The following is an 11,519-nucleotide window of genomic DNA, read 5'->3' as shown; positions in this document are numbered from 1 at the left end:
CGATGGTACTTGGACCGAAGGGTCCTGGGAGAGTAGGACGCCGCCAAGCAATATTCCCTGATAGCTCAGTTGGTAGAGCACTCGACTGTTAATCGAGTTGTCACAGGTTCGAGTCCTGTTCGGGGAGTCCATCCTGGAAGGAAGCATGTATGCATTGCATATTTGCTTCTCTTCTGGGGAAACCAACTCATATGGAGAGGTGTCCGAGTTGGCCGAAGGAGCACGATTGGAAATCGTGTAGGCGTCACAAGCGTCTCGAGGGTTCGAATCCCTCTCTCTCCGCCAGCAAGGACTTTGTTTGTGGCCCGTTGGTCAAGGGGTTAAGACACCTCCCTTTCACGGAGGTAACAGGGGTTCGAATCCCCTACGGGTCATTCTTTATCTTCCCAGATATGGAGGCTTAGCTCAGCTGGGAGAGCATCTGCCTTACAAGCAGAGGGTCGGGGGTTCGATCCCCTCAGCCTCCACCATATCGATTCTCTTTTACTGACGCGGGGTGGAGCAGCCCGGTAGCTCGTCGGGCTCATAACCCGAAGGCCGCAGGTTCAAATCCTGCCCCCGCAATTATCCTCGAATGAGGATGGCATGATCCAAGTGTGGAGCCGTGGTGTAGAGGCCTAACATGCCTGCCTGTCACGCAGGAGACCGCGGGTTCGAATCCCGTCGGCTCCGCCATTATTTTATGCCTCTTTGTACGAGCCATTAGCTCAGTTGGTAGAGCACCTGACTTTTAATCAGGGTGTCGAAGGTTCGAGTCCTTCATGGCTCACCAGTTTCATATTCTTTATGCGGACGTGGCTCAGCGGTAGAGCATCGCCTTGCCAAGGCGAGGGTCGCGGGTTCGATTCCCGTCGTCCGCTCCATCTAAATACGCGCCCTTAGCTCAGCTGGATAGAGCGTTTGACTACGAATCAAAAGGTCAGGAGTTCGAATCTCTTAGGGCGCGTTTCCTTGCCGGTGTGGCGGAATTGGCAGACGCGCGCGACTCAAAATCGTGAGGGAAACCGTGGGGGTTCGAGTCCCTTCACCGGCATCAAACCAAACAGATTTATAAATTCACCCTAGTGTGATATTTATGAATCTGTTTTTTATTTTGCCTTTTTTCATGTTCCAAGCAATGTTTCTTCAGAAGGTGAATCGAATCATCCCCTCCCCATTTCTCCAAATCTGACAATGGCCATCCGGAGAGTGGAGGGTGCCCGCCCACTCCTTATCAGACTTTTCTTTATTGAAAAATCAAATCGTACAAGCATATAATGAAGACTCAAAGCAGATCAAGTCGTTATGGGTCAGGCTTGGATGAAATCGTAAATGATTACAGGGGGAAGCTGCTTTGTTAAGTAGTTGGTATCAGACTTTTATTAAAGACAAGACGCTCTCAAAGATGGTGGTTATATATAGTCTGATAGCCATCGTTACTGTGATAGGCATCGCCCAAGCGATCTTTAGGAGCATGTTGGATTCGGCCGTGCAAAGTCAGATGGAAATCCAACGCAGAGCCTTGGACAGTATAAATGACTACGTGCAGAAAAATGTGGACTATGTGGAGCAGATTACAAACGAAATATATAGTCAATCAGCGCTTGCGGATAATGTGTCTTTTTTTCTCATGCACAACTACAACGAATATGTGAACTACAGATTGGAGAAACTCACCGGTTCCGGCGCCTCATACTGGGATGCCGCGAGTTTCTTTGTTAGGAAAATGGATGCCAATCCTGCGATTAAAGAGCTTATTCTTTATGGGGAGGATAGTCAGCAAGTATACGATTTCTGGCATGGGCGATTGAAGTCCTATCAAGTAAACGCCGAGAAGTCCTATGTGCCTGGAGCCATCATGAATGAATCCGCTCGAATCTCTGTTCCTAATCTATGGCTTGAGAAGCTCGTCGATAAGAACCAGGAGCGGATGTACACGGCGCGTACGAACATCACAAACCGGTACAATCTAAAGACGGTTGGACATCTGCTGGTATACTATGATTCCGACCAAATCGGCTCAGCCATAGCCCCATACGAAAATAAGCTTAAAGGTAATTTATTGGTGCTCACCCCAAAGGGCAAGGTGATTTATGATCGGTCCGGCCAATATTATAACGAACCGTATCCATATGGCGAGCAAGTTCTATCTTACAATGGTTCGGCCATTTTGAAGGAAAATTCATGGATTAGCGCTGTCCAAAATAATAATGGTTACATTGTGCTAAGTGTCGTTCCCAAGGCGGAAATCAATGCCGGATTAGTGGATATTCAGCGAACTATTGTGATTTTGAGCATGGCTTGCATACTTGTCATCATTTTGATTCCCTTTGGATTCGTGATGAATTATACCAAACAGATGCATCTGATTATCCATTCAATGCGCAGTGTTGAAACAGGGGAATTGAGCGTTCGCATTCCCGTTAAAAGGAAGGATGAATTAGGGCTGATCGCAGGCAGTTTCAACCAAATGCTGAATAAACTTACCCACCATATTAACCGAAGTTATAAGGCGGAAGCAGAGCAAAGCCGGGCGGAAATGACCGCGCTTCAGGCTCGCGTGAACCCGCATTTCTTGTTCAATACACTGGAAGTCATCCGAATGAGAGCCGTCTCGTTGGGCGTAACGGAAGTAGGGGACATGGTCTACAATCTGGCGAACTTATTTCGGAATCTAGTCGAGGAAGAGATGTTTGTAAGCCTTCAGCAAGAGATGGAGAACAGCAGGATGTATCTGGAATTGTTCAAGTCTCGTTACCAGGATAATTTCAGCTATGAGATCCGATTGGACCCTCGAACGGCGGACCATTGCATTGTAAAGTTGTCGCTACAGGTCATCATTGAGAACTTTATCGTTCACGGTTTGCGCGACGACGATATCATCAACCGCATTGAGGTGAGTTCCGAACTAAAGGACGAATTTGTATCAATTGTTGTCAGCGACAATGGAGTAGGGATGAGCGAGGAGAGGTTAAATGCAATCCGACAATCTTTGTCACAACCTGATTCAGGCAGCAAATCCTTCGGACTTCGTAGTGTATACCAACGGCTGATTTATATCTATGGCGATGAATGTACCATGGATTTGGACAGCAGGTATGGCGAAGGAACAACGGTAATAATCAGTATGCCTTACGTGAAGGGAGATTTATAGGTGTACAAGGTTCTTCTTGTAGATGATGAGAAATATATTCTTGAAGGTCTAAGCAGCTTAATCGATTGGGGAGCAATGGGACTGGAAATCGTGGGAATGGCAAAGGGAGGAAGGAAAGCCCTTGAACTGCTTGCCACCACGAAAGTGGATGTTTTGATTACGGATATCTCCATGCCGGGAATGAACGGGTTGGAGTTAATCCGCAAGGCACGTCAAGACGATGATCAACTCAAGGTCATCATTTTGAGTGGTTACAATGAATTCGACTATCTCAAGGAAGGGATGAGTCTGGGCATTGAGAATTATCTCTTGAAGCCGGTCAATGTGTCTGAACTCACCCAAACTTTGAGCACGCTCATGGACAAGTTGGAGGCTGCCAGACCCAATTACGATGATTTAAATGACATTTACATTATCAGAAATAACACCCTTCATCGCTGGATGACCAGGCAAATCGCGGCAGCTGAGTGGAAAGAGCGCTGTAAGCTGCTTCAGCTTGGCCCTACTCGCCAATACAGATTGGCCGCAGTTGCCAGGAAGGGAGACTATGACGACCGGTTATTTGATGAATTGGACGAGACGAAGGGCAATCAAGCCCCGTGGGTCTACCGCGATCTTGATGGGGATGTGGCCATCATATTTCAGTCGGACAATGAGGGAGGGTTGAGCGAGTTTGCCCAAAGGTTTCTGCAAGAGTGGTGCTCGAGAGTTGGACAGGAAGAGCGAAACGATATCCGGATCGGACTTGGACGAGTCGAGGCTACGGAGGACTCTGATTCTCTGAGCTATGACGAGGCGAAACAGGCATTGGATTATTTCCTGCTGTTTCCCAGAGAAACGATTTTCCAATATGAGAAAATGAACATGTCTAAAGTGTTGATACGTTCGGAAAGCAGCATCAGCTGGGAACAGTATATCCAATTGCTTCATACCCGGGACGCCGATAGACTGAAAGACGTGATTCAAGAAGATTTTGTCAAGCTGCAGCAACAGGAGGGCATGACGCCTCGGCACTTATGGAGAATTGCCGCTGAGGTTATGATCCGCCTTAAGCTGGCTGTGGAAGAAGTAAGACCTGCGGATCCTGCGCTGGAGGAGAAGTTTTCCGATCATCTTGATCTTCTTCATAACACAGTAGAATGGGCAGGATTTATGGAAATACTGAGAAATATGGCGCAAATGTCAGTGGACACGTTACAGGCGGCCAATTACAGCCCTGTGATCCAACAAGTATTAAAGCTGGTGAAAGATACGTATACCGAGAACTGGACACTCATGCAGTTGGGGGATCGGTTTCACACGCATCCTGTCTACTTGGGCCAACTGTTCCGCAAGGAAACAGGTGTGAGCTTTGCCGGATATGTGAACCGCTACCGAATTGAGCAGGCGAAGAGATTACTGCGAGAAACGAACCTGAAGGTCAATCAAGTGGCTCGTGAAGTCGGATATTGGGAAGTTGCTTATTTTTATAGGCAGTTCCGAAAATATGTCGGGGTCTCACCAATGGAATATAAATCACTCGTATGAAAACGGGTGAGCAACGAAACGCCGTTAACGTCGATACATAAACGGCGTTTTTATTATGAAGTGCTGCTATGCTCCGAGGGGTATCGCACCTTTCTTTAGTTTGGTTAAGGTATCTTAGTTTTGTCTTCTGTTGGAACGGACGGATTTTTGATAGCCTGAAAATGTAAGAGTAAAGCGGTTTCAAAACAAAAGGGAGGTTAACGCAAGATGAAAAAGAGTTTCAAACTATCTCTGATTTTGGTCCTCGTATTGGCATGTACGACAATCTTGTCGGCCTGCGGCGGAACCGGCAAAGAGAAGGAGGCCGAAGGCACCGGCAACAGCGGGGCTGCAAAGCCGGTGGAGTTGATCTGGTATAACATTGGCACGCCTCAGAAGGATACCGATATGGTCATGGCTGAAGTGAGCAAGTATACCGCGGAGAAAATTGGGGTCACCGTAAAGATGAAACAAATCGACTTTGGCGATTACACGCAAAAAATGCAGGTTCTGACGCAATCCGGTGAGCCCATGGATATTCTGTTTACGGCTTCGTGGGGGTTTGATTATGTACAGAACGCAAGAAAAGGCGCATTCATGGAATTGAATGATCTTCTGGATCAATACGGGCAGGGAATCAAGGAGACGCTGGATCCCGCATTTCTGGAAGGATCCAAGGTGGATGGGAAGAACTATGGGATTCCCGCCAATAAGGAGCTTCCCGCCCAGGATGTCTGGCGTTTCAATAAGCAATGGCTCGACAAGTACAATTTGGATATTTCGGGCGTAAGAAGCCTGGAAAGTCTGGAGCCGCTCTTGAAAACGATTAAAGAAAACGAGCCCGGCGTAGTTCCGTTCATGATTGACCGAAACTTTATTCCTAATCTTCCCTATGATTACGTTATTCAGAATCTCCCAATGGCTGTGAAGCTCGATACGAACGACTTTAAAGTGGTTAATATTCTGGAAACTCCTGAGTTGAAGCAGTCTTTGGCGACAATGCGCAAATACTATCAGGCAGGATATATCGATCCTGAGGTAGCAACGACGACAGAAACTTCAGACTTAACCAAAACAGGCAACTGGTTTGTAGACCGTCCAACGACCCAACCGTTTGCTGATAATTTGTGGACGGCTTCCCTCGGCTATCCGGTAGTTTCTACACCGGCGACGGATCCTATCATTTACAATTGGTCGGTTATGGGATCCCTGCAGGCGATTTCCGCAAATTCTAAGCATCCGGTAGAAGCCATGAAGTTCCTCAATCTGCTGAATACCGATGCGTATCTGCGTAACTTGGTAGACTCCGGCATTGAGGGCGTGCACTATGAGAAGATCGGAGACAATGTTGCTAAAAATTTGGACAAATCGAGAGATTACGATATGCCTTCGTTTGCCATTGGAAACATGATGCTGACTTACTTGACTGAGGGGGATCCTGCAGATAAATGGGATGGCTTCCGCGAATTTAATGAAGAAGGAGTACCTGCTCCACTCTTGGGCTTTAATTTTAACGGCAATGATGTGTTACCGGAGTTAGCCGCATTGAATAATGCTAAGGATCAATTCTGGGCGCCGTTGATGACGGGTTCCGTAGATCCGGACAAATATTTGCCAAAAGCAATTGAGGAGCTAAAAGCAGCCGGATTGGATAAGATCATCGAAGAAACTCAAAGACAGCTGGATGAATGGCGCGCGACGCAGAAATAATGAATCAGAAACGGAGACAAGCGAACCAGACTGGGGTAACCCCAGTCTGGTTCGCTCCTAAACATCGAATAAAGTTTGGCTAGGAGGAACGAAATGCATGCGATCCGCCATTTTTTTAAAGACTTTCACAAGAATTTACCTATTTTGCTAATGGTTCTGCCAGGAGCCATCGGTTTTATTATTTTTTCCTATTTGCCGATGGGGGGGACGTTGCTTGCCTTCAAGCAGTACCGATATAACGGTGAGGGCTTTTTGTCCAGCTTTTTAAGCAGCGAATGGGTAGGGATCAGAAACTTTACCTTTCTATTTGGTACCAATGATGCCTATATCATTACCCGAAATACGCTACTTTACAATATAGCCTTTATTACGCTAGGCACTTTAGCTGCTGTCATTATGGCGATCCTATTATCGGAGATCGTGAACAAGCGCTTGTCCAAGCTATATCAGACGGGAATGTTTCTTCCTCATTTCATGTCCTTTGTGATTGTCGGTTTTTTTGTTTACAGCTTCTTGAATGCGGATAAAGGACTACTTAACAGCGTGTTGAGCGGTTTCGGTTTGCAAGAAATATCGTGGTACGCTACGCCTGAATACTGGCCTTACATTCTCATTATAACGAACCTGTGGAAAAGCATAGGTTATACCAGTGTGGTCTATTTAGCGGCCATTACTGGATTTGACCGTTCATTATACGAAGCCGCCATGATTGATGGAGCCGGCAAGTGGAGGCAGATTCGCAGCATTACGATCCCCCTCTTAAAGCCGTTGATCATTATCATGACATTATTGGCTATCGGTAGAATCTTTTATGCGGACTTTGGATTGTTTTACAACGTTCCGCGCAACTCGGGCGCACTGTATCCAGTGACGAATGTCATCGATACTTATGTGTATCGCGGATTGAATGCTACCGGTGAAATGGGAATGGCGACGGCGGCAGGATTTTATCAGTCCATCATTGGGTTTATTCTGGTCATCACTTCAAATTACACCGTTCGTAAACTCGATAAGGACAGCGCGTTGTTTTAATAGATTTATGGAAGCGAGGAAAGCTTGTGGCTAGCAAATCCAAAACATATCGGGATATTCATAGTCTCTCGCCGCGTATGAACCTGATACTTAATGTGATCGTCGCAATATGTGCCTTAATTTGTGTATTTCCGTTTGCTTTTGTCGTGATTCTCTCCTTCACCGACGAAAAAAGCCTGGCCTATCATGGCTATCGCCTGATTCCTGAAAAATGGAGCACGTATGCGTACGAGTATCTATTTCAGAATGGCTCTCAGCTTTTGCGATCCTACGGAGTCACCATTACCGTAACGGTAGTGGGGACAGTGATTAGTCTTTTAGTCATTGCCTTGTATGCTTATGGAATCTCTCGATCCAGCTTTAAATACCGCAGTTTTTTTTCGTTTTTGGCGTTATTCACCATGCTGTTCAACGGTGGACTTGTACCGACTTTTATCGTGGTCACCCAGGTACTTCATTTGAAGGATACACTATGGGCACTGATCTTACCCATGGCGATGAATGCTTTCTATATTATGATCATGCGTACATTCTTCAAAGGCCTTCCGGATGGAATTATCGAATCGGGAAAAATGGATGGAGCCAGCGAGTTTCAAATTTTCGCCAGAATTGTGTTGCCGCTTTCCTTGCCGGGCTTGGCTACCATTGGTTTATTCTGCACGCTCGGGTACTGGAACGACTGGTTTAATGCCCTGCTGTATATCGACAATCCCGACCTGGTTCCGTTGCAATCCATGCTGATGCGGATTGAGAGCAGCATGGCCTTTATTCTGCAGAATGCAAAAAACAGCGGTTTAGGGAGCGTGGCAGCGAGCTTGCCTCAAGAGACTTCGCGTATGGCCATGGTTGTACTGGCTACAGGTCCGATCGTGTTGGCCTATCCGTTTTTTCAGCGTTTTTTCATCCAGGGTCTAACCGTAGGCTCTTTAAAAGAATAATGGAAATGCAGCAATCGCTGTACACCGGGAATGGAGTGCAATGATGAATAGAATTGATCGACTAATCCGCCATTTAAGCGAACTGCAATGGAAGGATTCGCAAACACTGACTACCTGGAAAATCAAGCGGGGACGCTACCTTCTCCCCGGCGAATATGATTGGAAAGAGGAAATATCAGTTGAGTTTGCGGGAGCTGCACTGAACGGGGCTGCCGGAACTACGTATTTGCTGCGAAAAAGCGTGGTTGTCCCTGCGGAGTGGACCGCCGAGGATGTAGGATTGGTGTTCGAATTCAGCGGTGAAGGACTGCTGCGAATCAACGGACATTCCTATCATGGCTTGGACAGTAATCATTGCTTTATTCCTATGGATCCGCGTGAGGTCGGGTACCTTCCGGAATTGGAAATTGAATTGATGGACCCGGAACCGAATCCGGATGATCGCCTGAACCAACAATTCAATCCGCGAAGACAACCGATAGCCGACTTAAACGTTAGGCTCGTCATAGTAAACCGGCCCATCCGAAGTCTGTTGTATACGATAACTGTGGCGGCGGGATCCACAGCGTTGCTGCCGGAACGGAGCCTTGAGAAGAACCGCCTGATGGAGGCGCTTTACAGGGTACATGACGCCTTTGCGTATTTGTCCGGGGACGCGGAGGAGGATCGGGCGGTGTTTCCGGACCCGGAAGAGGTCCAACGGCTTGAAGAAATGCTGCTCCGTGCACTCCGCGAGGACTCGACGGGCAAAAAAGCGGGCGTGATGCACATGGTAGCCCAGTCCCATATTGATATTGCATGGCTGTGGCCTAAACGGGAAACCGTGCGGAAAGGCAGCCGCACGTTCTCGACGGCTCTTCGTTTGATTGAGGAGTTTCCGGAGTTTCATTACGCCCAGAGCCAACCGCAATTGTATGCCTATGTCAAAGAGCATGATCCCGAGCTCTACGGCCGCGTCAGGGAACAGATAGCCAAGGGACGGTGGGAGCTGGTAGGGGGGATGTGGGTTGAGCCGGACCTGAACATTCCCAGCGGCGAATCCTTGGTGCGACAAAGTTTGTATGGACAGAAGTTTTATATGGAGGAGTTCGGCAAACGCTCCTTGATTGAATGGTTACCGGATACCTTCGGATATTGCGCTTCCCTGCCGCAGATTTTAAAGCTTTCAGGGGTCGAGTACTTTATGACCAGCAAGTTGAATTGGAGCGATACCAATCCGTTCCCTTACGACATTTTTCATTGGGTAGGAATAGATGGAACGAGTATTCTTTCTTACCTGAATCATGGTTTAGGCGAGGATACCCGCCCGAAGGATATCAGAGAGCATTGGGACTTCTTCCGACAAAAAGACGTTCATGACGAAGAAATGCTGCTCTATGGTCATGGTGATGGGGGCGGCGGGGCGACTAGAGAAATGGTCGAGTACGTTGCGCGATCCGCCAATCTCCCCGGATTGCCTGTCAGTAAGTTCAGTACAGCCGAGGAGTACTTCCGCGGACTGGACGCTTCGGCAGAATCGTTTCCTAAATGGTATGGTGATCTGTATTTGGAATATCACCGCGGAACCTATACATCCCAGGCGAGAAACAAGCAGATGAACCGGAAGATGGAGCTGTTATTCCGGGAAGCGGAGGTATGGAGCAGTTTGGCGACTAGCGTGAATAGTGAATCCGCATCGAATAGGGGGTTCGCGACGTCTTTGGAAGAAGGCTGGAAGCTGATTTTGCTAAATCAATTCCATGATATTATTCCAGGATCCTCCATTCCCGAGGTATACGAGACTTCTTCAAGGGAGTATGCCATAGTGGCTCAAATCGGCCATTCGGTTTTGAGAAGCGGGATTGCCAGTTTACTTTCGAAAATTAGCGTTGCGGGAGAGGGCATCCCTTACGTCGTTTTCAACAGTTTGGGCTGGGAACGAAATGCCGTGATTCAACTTCGGTTGGAAGCAGCGACAGTTGCGTGGGTGGTTGACAGTCAAGGGAGAACCCTGAAATCCCAAGTGATTGAGGACGAGAATGGACGCTTTCTGCTGACGGAACTGCCTGCGGTTCCCGCATTCGGTTATACAACGGTATGGCTGCGTACGAAGCCATTGGATGTTACGCAGAATCAGATTGACACTGAGCAGCAAGCGGGTGCGGTTCAGCCGTTACGCTGGGAAACGGATACCTACGTACTTGAGTTTAACGAGCGCGGAGAGATTACTCGCTGGCGGGATAAGGAAGAGAAACGCGAACTGCTGATAGGCGGAAGGGTAGCCAATGAATTTCAGTTCTTCCATGACCGGCCCGTGGAGTGGGATGCGTGGGACGTAGATCATCGTTACGCCAAACAGTCTGCCGGTACGGCGAAACTGGAATCTTTCGAGGTCATAGAAAACGGAAGCGTCAGAGATGTGCTGCGTTTACGCTGGTCTTGGAGCCGATCTACGATTGAGCAGGATATCGTCTTCCAAAAGGGCATGCGAAGAGTGGACTTCAAGACTTCTGTGAGCTGGCAGGAAAGTCATAAATTATGGAAAGTGGCTTTTCCCGTGGATCTTATTGCTACCAAGGCCACTTATGAGATTCCGTTCGGCGCTTTGGAACGTTCCACGACGAATAATACGAGTTGGGATCAAGCCCAGTTCGAAGTTTGCGGGCATCGCTGGGCCGATCTATCCGAGGGCGGTTACGGAGTCAGCCTCCTGAACGACAGCAAATACGGATATGACATAAAGGAGGGTGTCTTGAGGCTCTCCTTGTTGAGAGCACCGAAATGGCCGGACAAGCATGCGGATTTGGGGCAGCATGAGTTCACTTATTCGCTATATCCGCATCGCGGGAACTGGCGGGAGGCGAGTGTCGTACGTACCGCTGCGGAATTAAACCAGCCAGTGGTCGTTGAGCAAGCCAAGATTCAGGCAGGAATTCTGCCAGGCGATAATTCGTTCTTCCGTCTAGTTAGCGATCATGTCATATTGGATACGATTAAAATGGCAGAAGACCAAAAAGGAACGATTCTGCGCTTTTACGAGTCGTCAGGGGCTCGTGAACAAATTCGCTTGAACTGGAAGCTTCCTATGCTTAAAGCCATGGTGGTTAATCTAATGGAAGAAGAAATAGAAGAAGCATTGGTGCATGACGGAGAGCTCTATCTTGATTTTCGTCCTTATGAGATCAAGACCGTAAAGCTGATTCATGAAAATGGCTGCTAAT

6 protein-coding genes and 10 tRNA genes are annotated in these 11,519 nt (G+C 47.8%); all 16 read left to right on the top strand.

The window, feature by feature from the left end; translation table 11 throughout:
• Nucleotides 1-54 precede the first annotated feature (54 nt).
• Nucleotides 55-127: transfer RNA gene (locus KJS42_RS20490), tRNA-Asn, on the top strand.
• A gap of 66 nt (nt 128-193) precedes the next feature.
• Nucleotides 194-285, top strand: a tRNA-Ser gene (locus KJS42_RS20485).
• Between the two features lie 17 nt (nt 286-302).
• Nucleotides 303-374, top strand: a tRNA-Glu gene (locus KJS42_RS20480).
• A 20-nt stretch (nt 375-394) separates the two neighbouring features.
• Nucleotides 395-470: transfer RNA gene (locus tag KJS42_RS20475), tRNA-Val, on the top strand.
• Nucleotides 471-490: 20 nt separating this feature from the next.
• Nucleotides 491-564 (top strand) — tRNA-Met (locus KJS42_RS20470).
• 34 nt (nt 565-598) lie between these two features.
• Nucleotides 599-675, top strand: a tRNA-Asp gene (locus KJS42_RS20465).
• Nucleotides 676-696: 21 nt separating this feature from the next.
• Nucleotides 697-772: transfer RNA gene (locus tag KJS42_RS20460), tRNA-Lys, on the top strand.
• 16 nt (nt 773-788) lie between these two features.
• Nucleotides 789-863: transfer RNA gene (locus KJS42_RS20455), tRNA-Gly, on the top strand.
• A 9-nt stretch (nt 864-872) separates the two neighbouring features.
• Nucleotides 873-946: transfer RNA gene (locus KJS42_RS20450), tRNA-Arg, on the top strand.
• Nucleotides 947-953: 7 nt separating this feature from the next.
• Nucleotides 954-1,033, top strand: a tRNA-Leu gene (locus tag KJS42_RS20445).
• 300 nt (nt 1,034-1,333) lie between these two features.
• A complete protein-coding gene (locus KJS42_RS20440) occupies nt 1,334-3,133 on the top strand; it encodes a sensor histidine kinase (RefSeq protein ID WP_213623970.1) in 1,800 nt (599 codons plus the stop codon).
• On the top strand, nt 3,134-4,660 hold the full coding sequence (locus KJS42_RS20435) for a response regulator transcription factor (RefSeq protein ID WP_213623969.1): 1,527 nt from the start codon (nt 3,134-3,136) through the stop codon (nt 4,658-4,660).
• 207 nt (nt 4,661-4,867) lie between these two features.
• The gene (locus KJS42_RS20430; RefSeq protein ID WP_213623968.1) at nt 4,868-6,349 is read left to right on the top strand and encodes an ABC transporter substrate-binding protein; all 1,482 of its coding nucleotides are present in this window, start codon (nt 4,868-4,870) and stop codon (nt 6,347-6,349) included.
• Nucleotides 6,350-6,442: 93 nt separating this feature from the next.
• Nucleotides 6,443-7,381 (top strand): ABC transporter permease, encoded by a 939-nt coding sequence (locus tag KJS42_RS20425; RefSeq protein WP_213623967.1) that lies wholly within the window; start codon nt 6,443-6,445, stop codon nt 7,379-7,381.
• Between the two features lie 77 nt (nt 7,382-7,458).
• Entirely contained in the window at nt 7,459-8,319 is an 861-nt protein-coding gene (locus tag KJS42_RS20420) for a carbohydrate ABC transporter permease (protein ID WP_213623974.1), read from the top strand.
• Nucleotides 8,320-8,362: 43 nt separating this feature from the next.
• On the top strand, nt 8,363-11,518 hold the full coding sequence (locus KJS42_RS20415; protein WP_213623966.1) for an alpha-mannosidase: 3,156 nt from the start codon (nt 8,363-8,365) through the stop codon (nt 11,516-11,518).
• Nucleotide 11,519: the final 1 nt, after the last annotated feature.

The sequence above is a fragment of the Paenibacillus sp. J53TS2 genome (assembly GCF_018403305.1).
Lineage (GTDB): Bacteria > Bacillota > Bacilli > Paenibacillales > Paenibacillaceae > Fontibacillus > Fontibacillus rhizolycopersici.
The sequence above is the reverse complement of the archived record's forward strand: the minus strand, read 5'-3'. Positions and strand labels throughout refer to the sequence as shown.